The sequence below is a fragment of the Sphingomonas sp. GV3 genome, assembly GCF_031082075.1.
In the GTDB taxonomy this organism is placed as follows: domain Bacteria; phylum Pseudomonadota; class Alphaproteobacteria; order Sphingomonadales; family Sphingomonadaceae; genus Sphingomonas; species Sphingomonas beigongshangi.
The window spans coordinates 1-20,730 of sequence record NZ_JARWLE010000003.1 but is presented as its reverse complement, the minus strand read 5'-3'; the positions used below and the strand labels follow the sequence as shown (position 1 = coordinate 20,730).

18 protein-coding genes are annotated in these 20,730 nt (G+C 67.7%); 14 read left to right on the top strand and 4 right to left on the bottom strand.

Going from position 1 to position 20,730, the window contains the following annotated elements:
* Positions 1-53 precede the first annotated feature (53 nt).
* From RF701_RS17025 to RF701_RS17005, 5 genes are all read left to right on the top strand, one after another.
* A complete protein-coding gene (locus RF701_RS17025) occupies positions 54-1,193 on the top strand; it encodes a trypsin-like serine protease (protein ID WP_288939055.1) in 1,140 nt (379 codons plus the stop codon).
* A gap of 166 nt (positions 1,194-1,359) precedes the next feature.
* The gene (locus RF701_RS17020; RefSeq protein WP_308815728.1) at positions 1,360-2,010 is read left to right on the top strand and encodes a hypothetical protein; all 651 of its coding nucleotides are present in this window, start codon (positions 1,360-1,362) and stop codon (positions 2,008-2,010) included.
* A 134-nt stretch (positions 2,011-2,144) separates the two neighbouring features.
* Complete coding sequence (locus tag RF701_RS17015) at positions 2,145-3,458, top strand: UDP-glucose/GDP-mannose dehydrogenase family protein (RefSeq protein ID WP_288937621.1); 1,314 nt, start codon at positions 2,145-2,147, stop codon at positions 3,456-3,458.
* 260 nt (positions 3,459-3,718) lie between these two features.
* Positions 3,719-4,417 carry a PEP-CTERM sorting domain-containing protein gene (locus tag RF701_RS17010; protein WP_308815727.1) on the top strand — a complete coding sequence of 233 codons (699 nt, stop codon included), beginning with the start codon at positions 3,719-3,721 and terminating at the stop codon, positions 4,415-4,417.
* A complete protein-coding gene (locus RF701_RS17005) occupies positions 4,404-5,066 on the top strand; it encodes a L,D-transpeptidase family protein (RefSeq protein ID WP_308815726.1) in 663 nt (220 codons plus the stop codon). Before RF701_RS17010 ends, RF701_RS17005 begins: the two co-directional genes overlap by 14 nt.
* Positions 5,067-5,091: 25 nt before the next feature.
* On the opposite strand, the gene RF701_RS17000 is transcribed toward RF701_RS17005, so the two are convergent.
* Complete coding sequence (locus RF701_RS17000) at positions 5,092-6,087, bottom strand: hypothetical protein (RefSeq protein WP_308815725.1); 996 nt, start codon at positions 6,085-6,087, stop codon at positions 5,092-5,094.
* 372 nt (positions 6,088-6,459) lie between these two features.
* On the opposite strand from RF701_RS17000, the gene RF701_RS16995 reads away from it, so the two are divergent.
* Positions 6,460-6,837, top strand: coding sequence for an antitoxin Xre-like helix-turn-helix domain-containing protein (locus RF701_RS16995; RefSeq protein ID WP_308815724.1), 378 nt, complete (start codon positions 6,460-6,462; stop codon positions 6,835-6,837).
* A gap of 17 nt (positions 6,838-6,854) precedes the next feature.
* On the top strand, positions 6,855-7,568 hold the full coding sequence (locus RF701_RS16990) for an RES family NAD+ phosphorylase (RefSeq protein ID WP_308815723.1): 714 nt from the start codon (positions 6,855-6,857) through the stop codon (positions 7,566-7,568).
* A 268-nt stretch (positions 7,569-7,836) separates the two neighbouring features.
* Here RF701_RS16990 and RF701_RS16985 read toward each other — a convergent pair whose 3' ends face one another.
* Together RF701_RS16985 and RF701_RS16980 are read right to left on the bottom strand one after the other, a co-directional pair.
* A complete protein-coding gene (locus RF701_RS16985; protein WP_285139561.1) occupies positions 7,837-9,210 on the bottom strand; it encodes a cell wall metabolism sensor histidine kinase WalK in 1,374 nt (457 codons plus the stop codon).
* Positions 9,207-9,929, bottom strand: a complete 723-nt coding sequence (locus tag RF701_RS16980) for a response regulator (RefSeq protein WP_308815722.1) — start codon at positions 9,927-9,929, stop codon at positions 9,207-9,209. Before RF701_RS16980 ends, RF701_RS16985 begins: the two co-directional genes overlap by 4 nt.
* 396 nt (positions 9,930-10,325) lie before the next feature.
* Here RF701_RS16980 and RF701_RS16975 point away from each other — a divergent pair, with 396 nt between their 5' ends.
* From RF701_RS16975 to RF701_RS16965, 3 genes are all read left to right on the top strand, one after another.
* A complete protein-coding gene (locus RF701_RS16975) occupies positions 10,326-12,584 on the top strand; it encodes a TonB-dependent receptor (RefSeq protein WP_308815721.1) in 2,259 nt (752 codons plus the stop codon).
* Between the two features lie 158 nt (positions 12,585-12,742).
* The gene (locus RF701_RS16970; protein WP_285139558.1) at positions 12,743-13,327 is read left to right on the top strand and encodes a recombinase family protein; all 585 of its coding nucleotides are present in this window, start codon (positions 12,743-12,745) and stop codon (positions 13,325-13,327) included.
* Positions 13,328-13,333: 6 nt separating this feature from the next.
* Complete coding sequence (locus RF701_RS16965; RefSeq protein WP_308815720.1) at positions 13,334-16,300, top strand: Tn3 family transposase; 2,967 nt, start codon at positions 13,334-13,336, stop codon at positions 16,298-16,300.
* A gap of 28 nt (positions 16,301-16,328) precedes the next feature.
* On the opposite strand, the gene RF701_RS16960 is transcribed toward RF701_RS16965, so the two are convergent.
* A complete protein-coding gene (locus RF701_RS16960; RefSeq protein WP_308815719.1) occupies positions 16,329-16,598 on the bottom strand; it encodes a WGR domain-containing protein in 270 nt (89 codons plus the stop codon).
* A gap of 357 nt (positions 16,599-16,955) precedes the next feature.
* On the opposite strand from RF701_RS16960, the gene RF701_RS16955 reads away from it, so the two are divergent.
* From RF701_RS16955 to RF701_RS16940, 4 genes are all read left to right on the top strand, one after another.
* Complete coding sequence (locus RF701_RS16955; protein WP_288934062.1) at positions 16,956-17,870, top strand: replication initiator protein A; 915 nt, start codon at positions 16,956-16,958, stop codon at positions 17,868-17,870.
* 538 nt (positions 17,871-18,408) lie between these two features.
* Positions 18,409-19,260, top strand: a complete 852-nt coding sequence (locus RF701_RS16950) for a helix-turn-helix domain-containing protein (RefSeq protein ID WP_308815718.1) — start codon at positions 18,409-18,411, stop codon at positions 19,258-19,260.
* Positions 19,261-19,502: 242 nt separating this feature from the next.
* Positions 19,503-20,165, top strand: coding sequence for a ParA family partition ATPase (gene parA, locus RF701_RS16945; RefSeq protein ID WP_288934083.1), 663 nt, complete (start codon positions 19,503-19,505; stop codon positions 20,163-20,165).
* On the top strand, positions 20,162-20,449 hold the full coding sequence (locus RF701_RS16940; protein WP_308815716.1) for a ribbon-helix-helix domain-containing protein: 288 nt from the start codon (positions 20,162-20,164) through the stop codon (positions 20,447-20,449). Before parA ends, RF701_RS16940 begins: the two co-directional genes overlap by 4 nt.
* The last annotated feature ends 281 nt before the right edge of the window (positions 20,450-20,730 follow it).

The following is a 20,730-nucleotide window of genomic DNA, read 5'->3' as shown; positions in this document are numbered from 1 at the left end:
GCTTGCTTGTGCGTAGGGCCGGTCAGGCTCGCGATACTGGGAGCCGGGGACAGATGAAAAAGACGATGATGATGGCGCTGGCGCTCGCCGGCACGCTGACGGCGGGGAGCGCATCGGCCGCCGATTATGTGACGGGTGGTCTGGCCCAGAGCTATATGACCTATACGACCGTCGGGCAGGTCAGCAGCAGCAGGACGTCGGCCTATAGCGGCGTCGGTTCGCTGTTCGTCTCCACCGTTTCGACGGCGACGACGGGTCTCGGCGGCCTGTGCACCGGATCGCTGATCGGCAGCGGCACCGTGCTCACCGCGGCGCATTGCCTCGAGACGAACCCGAACGATCCGATCACCTCGATCGCCTTCTACCTGCCGTCGTTCGGCGACCGCAGTGCCGCATCGAAGATCTTCACCGCGAGCGCGTTTGCGGTCAATCCGGACTATGAAGCCAGCGGGGGCCTGATCGGCGGGCACGACGTCGCCCTGTTCACGATCACGGGCGACACGAGCGCCTATGACAAATACGGCATCTTCACCGGCAACCCGCTGCAGCAATATACCGAGGTCGGCACGGGCACGATCGGTGGTCCGCAGGGCACCAACGTCGGCGTCGCCAACGACTATCGCAAGCGCGTCGGCAGCAACATCTACGAATATTACGGCAACCAGGTCTTCTCGGACGTCGGCGCCGGCGTCGTGATGTACGACTTCGACGACGGCACCGCCGCGCACGACGTGTTCGGCCGGATCGGCGGCAATTCGCAGCTCGGCGTCGCCAACGAGGCGGCGGCCTCGCCCGGCGACTCCGGCGGCCCCGCGTTCATCGACGGCAAGATCGCCACGGTGACGTCGTTCGGCATCACCGGTGCGGTGTTCACCGGCTATTGCGGCGGCAATTCGATCGACCCGTACAACAAGTCGGGCAGCACCGCCGTGACGCGCGACCTGTCGCAGTGCACCAATTCGTCGATCGGCGAACTCGGCGGCAACACGCTCCTCTCGTACAACCTCGACTTCATCAACGGCTATCTCAACGGCACGGTCGCGACGATGGCACCGGTGCCCGAGCCGGCGACGTGGCTGATGATGCTGCTCGGCTTCGGCGTCATCGGGTTCGGCATGCGCTCGACCAAGCGCCGGATGGACGCGAAGTTCGAGATGAAGATCAAGCGTCTGACCGCCGGCCTGCCCGCCTGACGTTCGACATGGTCGGAAAGCCGCGCGCCGACCGGGCGCGCGGCTTTCCTGGCCTCTCGTTCGCGGCCTTGCGAGGCCGCCGCCCTGCTTGGCGCTTTCTCTTGCGTGACCTATGCCGTCATCCCGGCGCCCGGATGGCCAGGCGACTGCAAGGAGGACGGCGGTCATGACGATCGATCCAACGCACGACGCGGGCCGCTACGTCGTCGATCGGGGCTGGAGCGTGCATGTCGGCACCGTGCGGATCGCGCGCTGGCATCGCTGCTATGTCGACGAGGCGCAGCCGTCACCGGGGGCGGGCCGGGCGCCGAAGCGTCTGCCGATCCGTGCCAATGCCGGGGTGATCGTGTTCAGCCTCTGTACGCTCGCCGTCGCCGGCATCCTGGGGGAGCGGGTGCGGGCAAGCCAGCCCTACAGCGTCACTCTTCCCGTGCCCCCCGTCGTCCGGCAGGTCGCAACCCACCATCGCAGCCGGGATGGCGAGGCCGCGAGACACCCCGTACCGCGGCCGCGGTCCGTCGTCCGGCACCAGGCGGCCGCCGCCCTGCCAAGCCCCCATGGATCGCTCGACCTCGCACTGGGGGAAGACGAAGGCGCGGAGGTGGCTGCCGGTGTCGCCCCGTCGCGTGCGGCTGCGGTCAGGATCGCCCTGCTCAGCGGCGACATGCAGGAATGGCAGGACGCCTCGGGGGTTCGCGGCTTCGTCGTCGCCGGCCCGCTGGAGGAGGATGACGGCGGCCGATGCCGCGCGCTGGCGATGCTGACCCGGTCGACGAGCGGCGACAATGTCGAACAACGGCGTGAGTGCCTGCGCTGATTTTGGGCCTTTCGCGAAGACGTCGCGGCATTGTGTACCATTACGGTCGATGCGCGACGTCGGGCGGGGCTGGCTTTCCCCAAATGCGGTTCTAGAAGGCGCGCCAGGAAACCCTTGGTGGGCTGGGATAAACGATGCGCATTACGATGATCGGTTCGGGCTATGTGGGTCTGGTATCGGGGGCGTGTTTTTCGGATTTCGGGCATGAGGTGACCTGCGTCGACAAGGACGAGGGGAAGATCGCGGCGCTGAAGGCGGGCCGGATGCCGATCTACGAGCCGGGTCTGGAGGCGCTGGTCGCGAAGAACGTGGCGGCGGGTCGTCTGAGCTTCACGACGGATCTGTCGGCATCGGTTGCGGGGGCGGATGCGATCTTCATCGCGGTGGGCACGCCGTCGCGGCGTGGCGACGGGCATGCCGATTTGTCCTATGTCTTCGGGGCGACGGAGGAGATCGCCGCGGCGGTGACGGGGCCGACGGTGGTGGTGACCAAGTCGACGGTGCCGGTCGGCACGGGCGACAAGGTCGAGGCGATCCTGCGCGAGAAGCGCCCGGACGTTGCCGTCCAGGTCGTCTCCAACCCCGAGTTCCTGCGCGAGGGCGCCGCGATCGGCGACTTCAAGCGGCCCGACCGCATCGTCATCGGCACCGACGACGAGGGCGCGCGCAAGGTGATGCAGGGCGTCTACCGCCCGCTGTACCTCAACGAGAGCCCGATCCTGTTCACCGGCCGGCGCACGAGCGAGCTGATCAAATATGCCGCCAACGCCTTTCTGGCGACCAAGATCACCTTCATCAACGAGATCGCCGACCTGTGCGAGGCGGTGGGGGCGAACGTGCAGGACGTCAGCCGCGGCATCGGGCTGGACAACCGCATCGGCAAGAAGTTCCTGCACGCCGGGCCGGGCTATGGCGGCTCGTGCTTCCCCAAGGACACGCTGGCGCTGCTCAAGACCGCCGAGGATTTCGAGAGCCCGGTCCACATCGTCGAGGCGGTGGTTAAGGTGAACGACAGCCGCAAGCGCGCGATGGGCCGCAAGGTGCTCGCCGCGCTCGGCGAGCGGGGCCATGGCGAGGCCAAGGGCAAGACGGTGGCGCTGCTCGGCCTGACCTTCAAGCCCAATACCGACGACATGCGCGATGCTCCCGCGATCGCGATCGCGCAGGCGCTCGGCGATGCCGGGGTGACGGTGCGCGCCTATGATCCCGAGGGCATGGACGCGGCGAAGCGGATGATGCCCGACCTTGCCTATTGCAGCGACGCCTATGAAGCCGCGCAGGGCGCCGACGCGGTGGTCATCGTCACCGAATGGGACGCCTTCCGCGCGCTCGACCTTGCCCGCCTCAAGCAGACCATGGCCGCCCCCGTCCTCGTCGACCTGCGCAACATCTATCGCCGCGACGACGTCGAAGCCCTCGGCTTCACCTATTCCGCCGTCGGGCGCTGAGCTCGGTTCCCCGTCCAGGATTGATACGGCCGTTCCGGCTCGATACGACCGCGTCGCTCTGCTACAGTCTGATCCACGTGCGTGGAAGCGGTGCCGGCCCTCTCCCCCACCCGACCGCCCACACAGCGTATCGTGGCTGGGCGGTCGGGTGGGGGTGAGGGCCGGAACCGCCCCGGTCCAGCCTTGCTGGATCGCACATTGGAGCGACGCGGTCGTCACGTGTGCGCAACCAATCAACCTGGAACGAGTTCGATTAAGTTATGAAGATTTTGCCGTCTTTCCGGCAGCTTGCACGACGCGCCGTCTCGATCGTCCTGGGTCGGCCGCTGACGGCTGCCCTATCCGCTGCCGCGCTCGTGATCGCCGGGGGCGCGGGGGTCGCCGGTATCGACGCGCTGCTTCCCATGACCGCTATTGCGGCCACTGCGGGCACGACGCGATCGTCAGGTCCGACGGACATGGACGGCATATTCGACGCCCGGTCGCCGGGCGGCCGGCATTACGGCTGGCTCGTCAACGACAAGAGCCCGCGGACGGGGTTCGACGTCGGGCCGCCCGCCGAGCGCGTGCTGTCTTCGGTTCGCCGGCGTCCAGCGGCACCCGTACCGGGTGGCGCCATTCCCGCGCTCTATACGCCGGTCGCAGGCGTCCCCCCCACGGCTGTCGGTCCCTCAGGCGGGCCGGTGGATGGGCCGCTCGACGGGGTGGTGACGGGCGGAAACGCGCCCTTTGCGCCGACGGGTGGATTCCTGGCGGGGATCCCCGGCGTCGTCGGTACCGCACCGGGAGCGGGTGGCGGCGGTGGGTCTGGCCCGACCGCCGGCGCAAGCGATCCCGGAACGGTCGTGGTGCCCGCGGTACCGGAGCCGGCGACCTGGACCATGCTTTTGCTGGGCTTCTTCGTCATGGGATCGATCCTGCGTTGCGCGCCGGCACGCCGCCCGCATGAGGCGCTCTAGGCTCCGTCGTTCGGCACGGGCGATCGTCTGTGTTGCCGCGGCCCTGCCGATCGCGGCCTGTGATCGCGCACCCGCGCCGCCCGCTGACGGGCGATCGGCCCCTGCCCTGCCGGCCCGTCCCGTCGAGGGGCGTATCCGCTACCGGGTGCAGGACCGGCCCGTGTTCGTCGCGACCGACGGCAGCCGGCATCCGGTGGGCAGTCTCCTGGCCGTGCCCCGCAAGATGGCCTTCGGGGATTTCCTATGGGACGAGCGGGGCGCGGGCAGCGGACCGATCTGGATCCGCGTCGATCTGCCACGCCAGTTGATCTCGGTCTTCCGCGGTGGCGACGAGATCGGCACCGCGGTGGTCGTCTATGGATCGGACGGCACGGCGACGCCGTCGGGCAGCTTTCGATTGCTCGGCAAGGAGCGCCTGCACCGGTCGCAGGCCTATGATGCCGACATGCCCTTCACGCTCTGGCTGACGCATGACGGCGTCGCCCTGCACGCCAGCGTCGTGGCGAGGGGCCGGGCGACGCACGGCTGCATCGGCCTGCCGCCCGATTTCGCACGGCAGTTATTCGCCGTGGCGCAACGGGGCGACCGGGTATTTGTCATTCCGGCTTCACCCGATATCGAGGTGATAGATAAGACTTCGGTTTCTTGAACAGAGTTGGACGTGTGTCGCGATCCTAATGTGCTCTGCCGATAACGGATGTGGTGAGGGTCTCGAAGCTGGCCGTCGTATCCACCCGGTAGGGCGCACGTTTGCCCGGCACGCTGCTGAGCATCCGGGCGATCTCGCTTGGACTGGCCTCCCAGTCCACCGCGACCGTCTCCCGGCCAAGGGTCTTCGCATAATGCTCGATCAGCGATCCGGCGCGCACCAACGGCGTGCGGCCGAACTGCAGGGCACGGCCGAATATGCCGGACGCCTGGTCATAGGATGGCGCATAGACGGACCATACGTAATCGGCGGCCTCGTACAGAGCATAGATTTCGCCGTCCGATATGTGCCGGTCCTCGATGATGCAGTCATTGGCGATGTCGGCGAAGCGGTGTTTCACATCCGCAATTTGCGAGCCCGCGATGACCAGCAGATACTGCGCGCAAAAATCGGCGTCGTTGGCCAGTTCGGCGAGCCTGTCGATGCCCTTGTAGCTCGCCAGCAGGCCGATGACGATGATGATGGGGCGCCCATTCGCCATGGTCAGGGCACGATCCGCCAAACCGCGATCTTCGTCGGGGGCGGGCAGAATGGCGATATCCCAGAGCTGCGGATCGTGAAGCCATCCGCGGAACAGCGTTTCCGGCCGCGGCAGAAGATCGAAGGGGACGATTGTCAGCATCGCGATCGAGGAGAGGCGGCGCTCGACGCGAAGCAACAGGCGCTTCACGCGCGTTTGCGGCTTCGTGCCGACCAGCGCCTCGCGCGAGCGAAATACCATGGCACATGTTCGCCGGCGCATGACGGCACGTGCGATCGCCAGCAGATGCGCGCGCAGATTATATTGCTCAAGCTGCATGACCAATACCGGGCCCGCGTGCAGCAGGGCCTTGGTGACATCGTCGGTAACCCAAAGCGAGGCGCCGGCGTGGCCAAGGACATGGCGAAAGATGCCGACCGATGCCTCCAGATGGGGGTTCGGCATTCGGGCGAGGACACAGACGGAAATGGCTTCTGTCATATCGCTTCCTCTGTTTGCGGCGACCCCGATCCGTAGGTGCGCCCCACAAGTTCGTGCCATTGCGACATTTGTGCGGGATGTAGCCGTCCGTAGCCAGCGTTTTGATCGCCAAAGCGGATGCTCGACCATGTCATCGTCGAGCCGAGGACCGTAATGACCCGGCTTCCCCGCGATCGTGGCCGATCAGGCTGATATAACAGGCGGTGACGACCTGTGCTGATGACGGTCCGCACGCGTCGTACAGCCAACACCTCGAATGGTAGAATCGCACACATGTCGACAAATCTACATGTTGGTTTGATCGAAACCATGGAGGTGTCCGCAGTTTCCTTGGAACGATATCGTGATATATGTTTCTATAGGAGAATGCGCATGGCCACCGCCCTTCCCGCCCGTGATCCCGATGCCTCGCGTGTCCTTGGCGAGGCGATCGCGCGGATCGCCGCTTTCTGGCAGCTGTCGAACGCGCGGCTCGGCGCGATCATCGGCCTGTCCGCGCCGACCGTGTCGCGGCTGCGCAGCGGCACCTATCGGCTCGAGCCGGGCAGCAAGCCGTTCGAGCTCGCGCAGCATCTCCTGCGCCTGTTCCGCTCGCTCGACAGCTGGCTGGGCGCGGACGATGCCGCGGCGCGATCCTGGCTGGTGACGCCCAACCTCGACCTGGGCGCCGCGCCCATCGATCTGATCGCCAGCGTGCGCGGGTTGCTGCGCACCAGCGACTATGTCGACGCGCTGCGCACGCGCGTCTGAAGCCCCCTTCCCCACCGATGGTCGCCGATCCTGCCGCGCATGCCGCCTCCTATCGCGGGCGCGTGATCCGCATGGTCGAGGGGCAGCATCGCATCGCCACCAACCGGCTGGCCGACGATGCCGCGGGTCAGGCGCTGCTCGAGGCGCTCGCCGACGACGTCAAGCCGATGCTGCCCGAAGCCGCCAGACGGCTGCCCTGGCTGCTTGCCGCGCCATTCCGTTACGGGCTGGGTCGGCCTTCGCGCTTTCGGGGCGGCGATGTGCTGCCGGGCATCTTCTATGCGGCCGAGGATGTCGCGACCGCGGTCGCGGAAACCGCCTATTGGCGGCTCGTCGCCTTCGCGCGCTCGCCCGGTTTCCAGCGGCCGCGCACGCCGACGCCCATGTCCGCCTTTGCGGTGCAGGTCTCGACGGAGCGCGCGCTCGATCTGACGCAGCCGCCGTTCGACGCGCCGCCCGGGCGTTGGACCCATCCGACCGATTATGTCGCGACGCAGGCGCTCGGCGCAAAGGCCCGCGCTGCCGGCATCGCCGCGTTGCGCGCGCCGTCCGCCAGGCGGCCCGGCGGGATCAACGTCGCCGTGCTCGATCCCGCGGCGCTCGTGCCGCCCCCTGCCCCGCATTCGAGCTGGGCCTTCCTTGCCACCGCGGACGGCTTGATCGCGACCCGCGAGATGCGTGCCGAGGCGCTGCGGTTCAGCGCCAGCGGGTTCGGGATCGCCGGGACGTAATACGCGCTCGCGCCACGGGACGACGACCGCGGCCGACTTGTCGGGATGTTGGGATTACTACAGACCGACGTGTCGACATGCGTACGATCCGTAGTGGCCGGTCGCCGGCAGCCATGACCGCCGGATGCCGGCCGCGGATCGCCTGCCGTTGCCGACAGGCCGTCACCTATGCGTGTAGGCATGTCGACAGTCGATATAGGGGGCGTCACATAGAACGGGCACAGATATACGCTAGCGCCTGGGCAAGGCCGACGGACGGTGCGGGCCGTTACGCAGAAGGCAACTTAAGCGTCGCGATGGTTCCGCCGTTCGGGGCATCGGCCAAGGTGAAGTCACCGCCGTGTCCGGCCGCGAAGTCGCGGACGATGCTGAGGCCAAGGCCTGCGCCGCCCGTGTCGCGATTGCGAGAGGCGTCGCCGCGTTCGAACGGACGCAGCACGCGCTCCCGATCGCCGGCCGGAATACCGGGGCCGTCATCGATTATCGATATACACACATTGGTGTCGGCTTGTCGCAGGGTAAGCCTGCCGCCCCCTGCATAATCGATCGCGTTACGCAGGAGATTCTCGACTGCGCGCCGGAAGGTGAGTTCGGGCACTGAAACGCGCGCTTCGTCACCGGGCAGGAGCCGGACGATCGCGCTGCGCTGACCCATATCCTCAACGATTGCAGTGAGCAGAGGCCGGACATCCACCACTTCGGCCGGCGCGGCGGCGTCGCGGGCGAAGGCCAGAACCTCGCCGATCATCGCCTGCATTCGTTCGACATCGGCGACCATGCGGGCACGCTGCGGCTCGGGCGCGGCCTCGATCCGCAGGCGAAGGCCGGTCAGCGGCGTGCGCAGGTCGTGGGCGATCGCCGTCAGCATCCGCGCGCGCTCTGCCGCCTCGATGGCGAGCCGGTCCCGCATCGCGGCGATCGCCGCGGCCGCTTCGCGCAGTTCACGCGGTCCTTCGTGCGGAAGCGGAGATGCGCGATCGTCGTCGAGCGCCCCGGCGAGGGCACGAAAAGGGCGGGTCAGCCGCCGCGCGAAAATCCATGCGATGGGAGCAAGCAGCAGGAGGCTGATGGCCAAGGCGATCAGAATGTTGCGTTGCCATCCGCCGAGGAACGGCCGCGCAGGCTCCACGCTGAGCCAGCGACCGTCCGGCTGTCGTACGCTCGTCGTGAAGGCGGTCATCGGCAGGCTGATCAGTGCGGCGCGGGCCACGCCGCCTGCGGCACCTGGCGCGACCATATCGAACCGGCCCTGCGCCCGCTGCACGAGGACGAACGCCGGCGGCAGCGCAGCGGCACCGGGGCTGCGCGCCATCTTGATCGTCGCCTTCTGGACATGCATGCCCATCCGCGCCGTACCGTCCGGCCATGTCACCCGCACGTCGCGCGCAGACCGGCCCAACTCAGCGGCGATCAGTCCTTCCAGCATCTTCAGGCGCGCACCTTGGGGCGGCTCGGCAACGAGATGGCGTTCGAATCCGGGAACCGGCCTGTGCAACGCCGCGATGGCTTCGCCTGCGCTGACGCGCAGCACGGGCGGCTGAGGCGCGAGGATGACGATCGCGGCGGTGGTCGCGACGCTCAGTGTGGCGACGGCGACGCCGAAGCCGCCGATCGCCACGAGCGCGCTGGGTGCGCGCCTCATGCCGGATGGACCGTTGGCAGGAAGCGGTAACCGACACCGCGCACCGTCTCGATCAGGGGGTCCGGATGCGCCTCGGCCAGCTTGCGACGCAGGCGGCTGACGGCGATGTCGATCGCCCGGTCATAGGACACTGCGTCCAGCCCGCGCGCGAGATCGAGCAGCGCGTCGCGCGTGAGGATACGGCCCGGGCGGCTGACGAAGGCTGCGAGCAATGCGTGTTCGCCCTCGCTCAACGATAGCACGCGTCCGTTGGGATCGCGCAGACGTCGCTCGGCCATATCGAGCCACCAACTGGCGAACACCACTCCGCCGGATGCGCGGCCGGCAGCGGGACGCTCCGCCCCCGGCCTTCGCAGCAGCGCCCGCACCCGCGCCAGCAACTCGCGCGGCTCGAACGGCTTGGTCAGATAGTCCCATGCGCCGACTTCCAGCCCGACGATCCGGTCTGTCACGGCGTCCAGCGCGCTGAGCATCAGGATCGGCGTACCGGCGGGGGCGAGCCGGCGGCACAGCGACAGCCCGTCCTCTCCCGGCATCATCACGTCGAGCACGATCAGATCGACGGATGCCTCGGCCAGTTCGCGTTCGCACGTCGCGGCGTTGCCGGCGGTACGGACCGCATAGCCGTGCCCGCCGAGGAAGTCTGCGAGCGCATCGCGGATGCTGGCATCGTCGTCGACGATGAGGATCGTGCTCGCTGCGATAATCTCGGCTTTCATGACGTGGTTCTACCAAGGTCATGTAGCATTTGCGTATCATGGCTCGCTACCGAACGGCCATCACCACGCTACCCTGCTCCGCTTGAACGCCACCCGGACGAACGGTCAGGGGAAAATGGCATGAAGGTGAGACACAAATTCGTGGCGGGGTTGCTGGCGGGGGTGGCGTCGAGCGGGCTTCACGCACAGCAGACGTCAGGGACTGCCGCTTCCACTCCGCCGATCCAGGTTCCGACATCGCCGGGCCGGGCGGATGTGCCCGCCGACACGCCGATCCCTGCCGAAGGCACCGTACCCCGGATGGAGTTTCGCGGTGCCGATGGGAAGCCTCTGCCCCCCGAGATTCAGCGTCAGCTGGAAGAGCGGTTCCGCAAGGATCCGTCAGCGCTTACGAGGGTGACGGGTGAGCCCGGTGCAGGCGCGAACGGAAGCGACATCGTCGTGACCGGACAGCGGCCACGTGGTGCGGTGGTCGGCGACCTTCCGGCCGAACGCACGTTCAACCAGCTCGACATCAGGGCGTTCGGTGCCGACAATATCGGCGCGCTGCTGGAGGCGATCGGTCCGCAGGTGGCGAGCAACCGAGGGCGCGGGGACGGCGGCCCCGTCACGTTGCTCAACGGCCGGCGCGTGTCGGACTTTTCCGAGATCGCCCGGATACCCACCGAAGCGATCGAGCGGATGGAGGTGTTTCCCGAAGAACTGGCGCTTAGATACGGCTATCGAGCCGATCAGAAGGTCGTGAACGTGGTGACGTACGAGCGCTTCATCTCTCGCGTCGGCCAAGTCAGCTATATTGCGCCGACCGACGGAGGGCGCGACAACGGCGTCGGCAATGTCGACTATCTCAGGCTCCGCGGGGATACCCGCATCGGCCTGGGCGCGACGTACAACCGCGCCGCGTCGCTGCTGGAGAGCGACCGGGATGTGCAGCAGTTTTCCGGATCGCCGGAGCTCGGCCGGTTCCGAACGCTCTTGCCGTCAAGCGAGCAGGGTTCCGTCAACGTGCTGGTCGGCGGTCATGTCCTGGGCGACGTGTCGGCGACGTTGAACGCCCGTTTCGAGGCGAACAGCAGCGCGAGCCTGTTCGGGCTCGGCGTGGATGGCCCGCTGCGGCGTGACAGCGACCGTCGCGTCGGGCACCTCGGCACCACGCTGGGCGGCAGGACCGGGCGGTGGCTGTGGACGTTCACCGGCAACTACGACCGTACCAGCACCAAGGTGCTCACGGATGTCTCCGATACGATCGTCATGCGCGACGAGGCACGGTCGATCGACACGCTTGCCAATGCCGACCTTCTCCTGACCGGCCCGGTTCTGGAACTGCCCGCAGGACCGGTGTCGGCGAGCGTGCGCGGCGGTGTCGATGTTCGCGACTTCGAGGGCCGATCGTCACGTGGCGGCCCTGATGGCCGATCCGACCTTTCCCGCGACCGGGCGTCGGCGCAGGTCAGTCTCGACCTTCCACTTCTCAGCCGTGCCGGCAGGATAGCGTCCCCGATCGGCAACCTTTCCGCCAACGTGAACCTCGCGGTCGAGCGATTGTCCGATGCCGGAACCTTGCGAACCTTCGGCTACGGTTTTGCCTGGTCACCGGTGGATGCGGTCGGCTTCATCGCTTCCGTCACCAATGAGGAAGGCGCGCCGACGCTGGAGCAGCTCGGCGGACCGTTGCTGGTCACCCCCAATGTCCGGACGTTCGATATCGGCCGGGGCGAGGTGGTCGACGTCACGCGAGTATCGGGCGGCAATGCGGCCCTTCGTCCCGACGATCGTCACGTCGTCAGGATCGGGCTGAACGTCCGCCCCCTCGCCCGCACCGACCTGACCCTCAGCCTCGATTATGTCGCCACGCGGATCGACGATCCGATCGCCGCCTTTCCGATTGTGACGCCGCGGATCGAGGCCGCCTTCCCTGATCGCTTCACGCGCGATGGCGAAGGGCGGCTTCAGCGGATCGACGGACGTCCACTCAACTTCGCCGAGTCTCGTCAGGGGCAGGTACGTTGGGGCATCAACTTCACCCGGCCGTTGGGACCGGTTCCCCCAGGCATTCAGAACGCCCGGACGCGGGTGTTTGCGAGCGAGGCGGAAGCCCGGCGGGCGCTGCCGAATGCCGTCTTCACCCGCGCCGAGCCGGGGAGCGCGATGTCCAGAAATGCCGCCAACCTGACGAGCCGGGTGTTCGTCAGCCTGTACCACAACTGGTACCTGGAGGACGCGATTACCCTGCGCGGTGGTCTTCCCGCACTCGACCTGCTCGACGGCGGTGCAGTCGACTTCGGCGGTGGCCGGCGTCGTCACGAGGTCGAGTTCCAGGCCGGCGCCTTCAAGCGGGGTCTCGGCGCCCGCGTCACGGCCACCTGGCGGAGCGGAACCGGGATCGGTGGATTGGCCAACGCCGCGGACGACCTGCGCTTCGGCGATTTCGCGACAGTGAACCTCAGCCTGTTCGCCAACCTTGCCGAACGCTTCGGCGGTTCCGCTGCACCCGCATGGCTGAAGGGCACGCGCGCGACCATCGGCGTCACCAACCTGTTTAATACCCGCCCGCAGGTGCGCGACCGCGCCGGCGCGACACCGCTCAGCTACCAGCCCGCCTATCTCGACCCGCTCGGACGCGTGTTCAGCTTCAATCTGCGGAAGGTCTTCTGACAGGTCGGGCGACCGCCATGACCTGTCGCCAAACAGGTGATTTCCGCTGGGCGGACCGAGCTGATGATAACCGGAAGCCAAAGTACGCCAAATTTGCACGACAAACCCTGTCGTCTTGTTCTACTATGCGGAAACCGGGCTGGGAGGGTTTGTCGTACATGCTGGTGGGGTACATGCGGGTGTCGTCGGCCGACGACCGGCAATCGGTCGACCTTCAGCGTGACGCGCTGATCGCGGCCGGGGTGGATGAGCGTCACATCCATGCCGACAAGGCGTCCGGCGCGCGCGACGACCGTCCAGGCCTCAAGGCCTGCCTCGCCTGGCTGAAGGAAGGCGACACACTGGTGGTGTGGAAGCTCGACCGGCTCGGGCGCTCGCTGCCGCACCTCCTGTCGATCATCACCGACTTCCGTACGCGCGGCATCGCCTTCCGCTCGCTGACAGAGGCGATGGACACGACCACGCCGCACGGCGAGCTGCTGTTCTCGATGTTCGGCGCGCTGGCGCAGTATGAGCGTGCGCTGACCCGCGAGCGGGTGATGGCCGGACTCGCCGCGGCGAAACGCCGGGGGCGGCAGGGCGGCAGGCCGCCGATGATCGACGCGGAGAAGATCGAGGCGATCACCGCCGCGCTCGACGGAGGCGCGAGCAAGGCGGCGGTGTGCCGCAACTTCGGCGTCGCCCGCTCGACGCTGATCGATACGCTGGCAAGGATCGGGTGGACCGCCCCCGCCAGGGCCTGATCCCAATTGCCACGCCGTTCCGTCCTGACCGAGGCGCAGCGCGCCGACCTCCTCGCCTTGCCGGAGGACGAAGCCACGCTGGTCCGGCACTGGACGCTAAGCGCCGAGGATCTACGCGTGATCGTCAGCCGCAGGCGCCCGCACAACCGGCTCGGCTTCGCGATCCAGCTATGTGGATTGCGATATCCGGGGCGGCTACTCCGGCCGGGCGAGGTCATCCGCCACGCCCCGCTCGCCTTCGTCGGCGAGCAACTCGGAATCGCGCCGGAAGCACTGGCCGACTACGCGGCGCGTGGTCCGACCCGCTACGAGCAGCTCGACACGCTGCGCGATGTGTTTGGCTTTCAGCCCTTCTCCCGGCCCGTTCGGGTGGAGCTTCAGGCGTGGCTCCTGCCGCCTGCGCTGACGACGACCAACGGCGTGGCATTGTCGAGACTGCTGCTCGATGAATTGCGCCGGCGCCGGATCATCGTGCCGGGCATCACGCCCGTCGAACGGATGGTCGGCAAGGCGTTGCTCGATGCCGAGCGCCATGTGGGCGACCTACTTACCCGAAACCTCACCGTCATGCGGCGCGACCGGCTCGATGCGCTGTTGGACGGGCATGACAGCACATCGACCAGCGTGCTGGCGTGGGTACGTCAGCCGCCAGGCAAGCCGGGACGCCGGGCTTTCTCCGCGATCCTCGACCGTCTGGCGGTCCTGCGCGCCATCGACCTCGATCCGGGCCTCGTCGCGGCGATCCACCCCGAACGGCTGCGTCGCCTGTCACAGGAAGGCGCCCGGCTCACCGCCCAGCATCTCGCCACGCTCAACCCGGTACGCAGGCGTGCGGTGTTGGTCGCCACCGCGATCGAGACGCAGGTGACGCTGACCGACGATGCCGTGCTGATGTTCGAGCGTCTGTTCGGACAGCTCTTCCGGCGTGCGGAACGTCGCGAAGAGGCTGCGCTGAAGCGCGACCGGCGAACAATCAACACCAAGATACGCCTGCTCGCCCGGCTCGGCGAGGTGGTCATGACGGCGCGCAACGGGGGAACCGACCCGCTCGCGGCCATCGAGAGCGTCATAGGTTGGGATGCACTGGCGACGGAGGTCGAGGAAGCACGCCGCCTCGTCCGCCCGGACCCGCTCGACCCTATCGAGCTTGCCCGCTCGAATGCGCCGATCCTCCGCCAGATCGGACCGGCGTTCATCGCCGCATTCACCTTCGGGGCGGTGCCGGCCTGCGCTCCGCTCGCCCACGCCGTCGCCGTCATGCGCGACCTCGGCAGCAGTCATCTGCGCAAGCTGCCGCCTGACGTGTCGCTCGGGTTCCTCCGCGCCACCTGGCGACGACGCATCGACCGCGCCGCCCTCGATCGACGGACATTCGAGTTCTGCGTGCTGGCCGAACTACGCGATCGGCTGCGCGCCGGCGACATGTGGGTCGAGGGCAGCCGACGTTATCGCGCGGTCGAACAGCAGCTTATTCCTGCACCGGTGTTCGCCGCGATGCGCGACGCAGGGCCGTTGCCCGTGCCCGTCGCCGATACGGCCATGGGCTGGCTGGCCGAGCGCAAGGCGTTGCTCGCGCGTCGATTGGCGGAGGTCGAGGCGAAGATTGCAGCCGATACGCTGGAGGACGTGCAGCTCGCGAACGGTCGTCTGCGCATCTCACCCCTGCGGGCGATCACGCCCGACGAAGCGGAAAGCGTGCTCGCCCCGCTCTACGCGCACCTGCCGTCGATCCGGATCACCGACCTGCTCGCCGACGTGGATCGCTGGACAGGCCTTACCGACTGTTTCACCCATCTGACGACGGGACGGGTGCATGACGATCCGCGCGCGATCCTCACCGCCGTTCTCGCTGATGCCACCAACCTGGGCCACGCCCGCATGGCCGAGGCGTGCGGACTGGTGACGCAGCGCCAGCTTGGATGGCTGTCGGCCTGGCACCTGCGCGAGGACAGCTACGGCACGGCGCTGGCGAGTCTGGCTGATGCGCAGCACCGAATGCCGCTTGCCGCGATGTTCGGCAGCGGCACCGCATCCAGCTCGGACGGGCAGAACTTCCCGCTCGACAGGCGGGCGCAGGCGACCGGCGCGATCAACCCGCACAAGGGCAGCGATCCCGCCGTCTCCTTCTACACGCACGTCTCCGACCGTTATGCGCCGTTCCATTCCAGGGTCATCTCCGCCGGAGCCGGCGAAGCGGCGCATGTCCTGGACGGCCTGCTCCACCATGGCGCTGACCTCGCGATCGAGCGCCACCATACCGATGGGGGCGGCGTCTCCGATCATGTCTTCGCGCTATGCCACCTGCTCGGCTTCCGCTTCGCACCACGCATCCCGAATATCGCCGCCCGGCGCCTGCACTTGTTCGCCGACATGCGGCCCGGACCGGATATCGCCCCGCTCGCGGCGCAGCCGATCGATGAGGCGCTGATCGCCGGTCACTGGACCGACGTGATCCGGCTCGCGACCTCGATCCGCACCGGCGTCACCAGCGCATCGGTGATGCTGGAACGGCTCGGCTCCTATCCGCGCGCGAACGGTCTTGCACTGGCGCTGCGCGAAATCGGCCGCGTCGAGCGCACGCTGTTCACGCTCGACTGGATCGAACGGCCCGAGGAGCGCCGCCAGGCCACGCGTGAGCTGAACAAGGGCGAGGCGCAGAACGCACTCAAGCGCGCGATCTTTTTCCATCGCACCGGCCGCATCCGCGATCACGGCCTGCAAGCCCAGGGACACCGCGCCAGCGCACTCAATCTGGTCGCCGGCGCGATCGTGCTGTGGAACACCACCTACCTTGAAGCCGCCATGCGCCATCTCGATCGGCAAGGCCGCCCGGTGTCGCCCGACCTGCTCCAGCACCTCTCCCCGCTCGGGTGGCAGCACATCAATCTGACCGGCGACTATCTCTGGTCCGATCCTGCACCGCGTGATGGCGAACTGCGCCCGTTTCGTCAGACCGTCCGGCTGCCGGCATGATCGCCGTTACCGTATATCTGTGCCCGTTTTATGTGACGCCCCCGATATAGCCCACGCCGATCCGCCGCGGCGCGCGCCGGCGCCGGGCGAGCAGCATGCGCACGTAGCGCGTCGCCTCCGCCTCGTCGGTGAAGCTGCGCGCCAGCATCGGCCCGGCCGCGCCGATCCGCCCCCAGCCCGTCTCGATGATCACCGTACCGAACAGGTCGCGATAGGCGGCGACGCGCCAGCGCCGACGGATGTTGCGTGCGGGATCGATCGCGACGAGCTCGACCGGCGTGAACGGCAGCGTGTCCATGCCGGCGGGTCTAGGCGGGAGGCGCCGCTATGTCCGACGGATTTCCTGAATCACCGCAGGCTTGGTGATTCAATGTGTGACTGAGACGGCGCCGTATCACCGGCCGCGGGCAGGGACCTGGTTTTCCGCGTGAAAGCACGAATGCCGCGAAGATGGGCCAGGCGGATCGACCGTCTTGCCGCGCAAATCGGCGCTTTGCCGCGTGAGAAGCGCCAGCGAAGGCGATATCGGGGTATGGCGACCAGGCGAGGCATAAATGTTCGTGCTTTCACCCGGAAAACCTGGTTCGAGCGCCGGGGTCGATGGACAAGGCAGGGGAAAGGCCGGCATGTCGTTCCACGCAAGGATGCGCGACGCATGAACAACAAGGCTCTCAACCAGGGCGACCTGTTCCAGCTCGACAGCCCGCTGTACGGCGACGTGCAGGGCGAGCGGACGGTTGCGGAATTCCCCTTCTTCGCGCTCACCAAGCGCGCGCAGATGACGCCGATGATCTTCGAGAGCGGCGATGCCCGGATCGAGATCAACCCGAGCAAGACCGGCGTCGCCACCATCTATGACAAGGAAATCCTGCTCTACATCGCCAGCCTTATGGCGGGGCGGATGGAGCGGGGCGAGACGGTCGACCGCGTGCTGAGCTTCACCGCCAACGATCTGTTCCGCGTCACCGGCACCAACGTCTCGGCACGCTCCTACACGTCGCTCAAGGCCTCGCTCAACCGGCTGCAGGGCACGCAGATCATCACCAACATCGAGACGGGCGGGGAGGGCTCCGACAGCGCCTTTTCGTGGCTGCTCAAGGCGGACATCAAATATACCAAGCTTCCCAACGGCGAACGCCGCGTGAAGCGCGTCGAGGTGATGGTCTGCGACTGGCTGTACCGCGCGATCCTCACCGACCGGCGTATCGCCGCCTATCACCTCGATTTCTTCAAGCTCGGTCCGATCGAGCGGCGCCTCTACGAACTCGCCAAGTTCAACTGCCTGGACGACGTGGGCTTCGACGTCGACATGGAGGCGCTGGCGGCGCGGGTCGGCTGTGCCGCCGACCGGCGGGGCCTCGAATATTTCAAGAAGCAGCTGCGCGACGTCGCCGATCAGCAGTCGCTGCCCGAATATGAGCTGACGCTGACCGAGGAGAAGCTGCCCTCGCCCAGCGGCGGCCGGCCGCGGCTGCGTACGATCGTCAGATTCCGCCTGCGCCCGCTGGCGATCGAGGGCGGGGAGGGAGGCGGACCGTCCGGCACGACCGGTCGCGCCCGCGTCGGCTGACCGGCGCGCCTTCCGCCGGGTTTTCCAAGTGAAAGCACGATCTACCCCCGCGACTGATATTTCTACCACCGAGGTCAAGTAAAGGCGGCTTTCGGGACCGATAAGGCCCTGTTGTGGCCCCTGGCCGGCCGGTTTTCCGGGTGAAAGCACGAATATTCGTTGCGGTTTTCCGGGCGAAACCACGAATCAGGACGCTTGGTTCTCGGCAAATTCGCCGCAATGTTGATAGGCGCGCGTTTTCGTATTGGGGGCGTTTGTGGATCGTCGACACGCACGATCCGCGACGATGGTCGAACGAACCGCGTGGCCGCCGGCATGTCGCCGACGGTCGATGTCTAAGGGAATCATCATGACCGGATAAAGGAAAGCCCGGCACGAAGCCGGGCATCCCAGGGTTTTGGAGCGACGTCGCCAAACGTCGTACCGTGTCTCACAACGACCCCTCTCCAATAGCCCGAAACCCCTGACGGTTCAAGGATGCGCGTTTCGCGCCACACCCTTTCTTTGTCCCGATTCCCGGCTCCGAAGGAGACGGAAGATGACGGCTTGCACCCTGAGCCAGGCGAGCGCGCTGGCCCTGCGGGACCGTGCGCGCCCGGTGCGCGGCGGATTGACGGCCTGGCGGCCGGCGCGATCGGGCGGTCTGCACCGCACCGGCGCACCCGTGCGCCGCGACAGTATCGAGGCAGGAACGTTCGAGGCGCAGTTCTTCGCGGTTCCGGCAAAGGGCGAGACCGACCGGCTGCTCAATGCCGCGCGGCGGGCGCTCGACATCGGCCGGTCGCTGCGCCGCGAGGCGCGCGCCGGCACGCGGCTGCTCGATGCGGCGGAAACCGCGATCGCGGCGCTGACCGCGGGCGCGGTGCGCGTCTTCGAGGAGCTGCTGACGCTGGCGCGGCTCAACAAGGGCCAGGTCTTCCCGAGCTACGACCATCTCGCCGCGGCGACGGGCCTTGGCCGCGCGACCGTGGCGCGGGCGCTCCGGTCGCTGGAGGCGGCGGGACTGCTGGTGACGCAGCGGCGGTTCAAGCGCGTGCCGGGGGAGGGGGCAGGGCCGCGCTATGCGCAGACCTCCAACGTCTATCGCGCCATGCTGCCCGCGCGCCTGCTCGCGCTGTTGCCGCGCCGTTTCCGTCCCGCGCCGCTGCCCGAGGACCAGATCCAGCACGATGCCGATCGTGCCGAGGACCAGGCACGCATGCTGGAAGGGCTCAGCTGCCGCGACCTTGCAAGCACGACGGTCGGTGGCGCGCTCGGCGCGATGCTTGCGCGGCTGGGCGCTGCGCTCGATGCGTCACAGCGCGAGTCTCAGGATGATCCTCAACCGCTACCGGATTCTATCAGAAAGGACGAATGGCGTTGGCCTAGCCGGCCAACACGTCCGGCCTGACGGCCAAGAACGAGGCACCGAACCGCAAAACTATAATCCCCAACGCCAAAAGCACCCACGGGAGCGCCGGCTGCGCCGTCGCAATGCTCCCTAGCGGGACCAAGCAATTGCCGTCGCGTGCCATCGCGCCCGCCCGCCCAGTCGCGCGTGGAAGCAGCCGCGTGTGATAGCGCACGGAAAGTTGCCGTGTCGGCTCTTCGACGACTTGCCACGTCGGCGTGTCGACACGTATAGGGATAGTCATGCCGACAATAGCCATCATCAGCCAGAAGGGCGGGGCGGGAAAGACGACGCTCGCGATCCACCTTGCCGCGGCCGCGCAGGATGCAGGACGCGTCGCGCTGGTCATCGACACCGATCCGCAGGCGACCGCGAGCCAATGGGCCTCGTGGCGCCAGGACGTGCCGCCCGAGGTGATCGACAGCCCGCCGCCCCGCCTCGCCGCCAAGGTCGAGGCGGCAAGGACGCAGGGCGCGGAGGTCATCGTCATCGACACGCCGCCCCACGCCGACAGTGCCGCGCGCGCCGCGGTCGAGGTCGCCGACCTCGTGCTGATCCCCTGCCGGCCGAGCGCCTTCGACCTTTCCGCGATCCAGACGACCGCCAAGCTCGTCCAGCTGCTGCGCAAGCCGGCGTTCGTCGTCTTCACCGCGGGCAATCCCAATGCGCCGCGCATCTATCAGGAGGCGGCCGAACTCGTCGAAGGCTTCGGCACGCCCGCATGCCCCATCCAGATCCCCGACCGCGCCGCCTATCGCCACGCCAGCGGCGAGGGGCGCACCGTCATGGAATATGAACCGGACGGGAAGGCGGCCGACGATATCCGCCAGATCTACGAGTGGACATGTCGACAGGTCGGCCTGTCGCTGCCGAGAAAGCCTGCCCGCAAGAGGAGCGCCGCATGAGCCGCAAACCCAGCTTCGCCAATCTGCGCAGCGTCGCGCCCGCCGCGACGCCCGCACCCGCCCCGGCTCCGCCGGCCGCCGGCGGGGCAGGGGAGGGGAGCGCGCCTGCGACCGGACCTGCCAGCCGCCAGGGGCGCAAGCAGATCGCCGGCTTCTTCAGCCCCGAAATGTCGTTCGCGATGCACATGCTCGCCCGCCGTCAGGGGCGAAGCCTGCAGGCACTGATGGCGGAGGCGTTCAACGACGTGCTGCGCAAGCACGGCGAGAGCCCGATCGGGGATTGATCGCGCGCGTGTCGACATGTCGGGATGATGTGTCGGCGCCCGCGCCTGCAGCTGACATGGACGCGCACTGCGACCATGCGCACGGTTTCCCACCCGAAATAGGTCTGCGGGGCCCGGCATCGCTGCCGCGCCGGTGTCTGATCTGCCCGGCGGTCATGGAGACGCTCGAGGCGCGGCGGCTCGGAGCGACGACGGCATGAAGCTTCGGGTCATGGACGGCTTTTCTGCATCCGATCGGGCAACCGGAAATCCCTTTCTGGCCCGTAGGCTCGATGCCATGT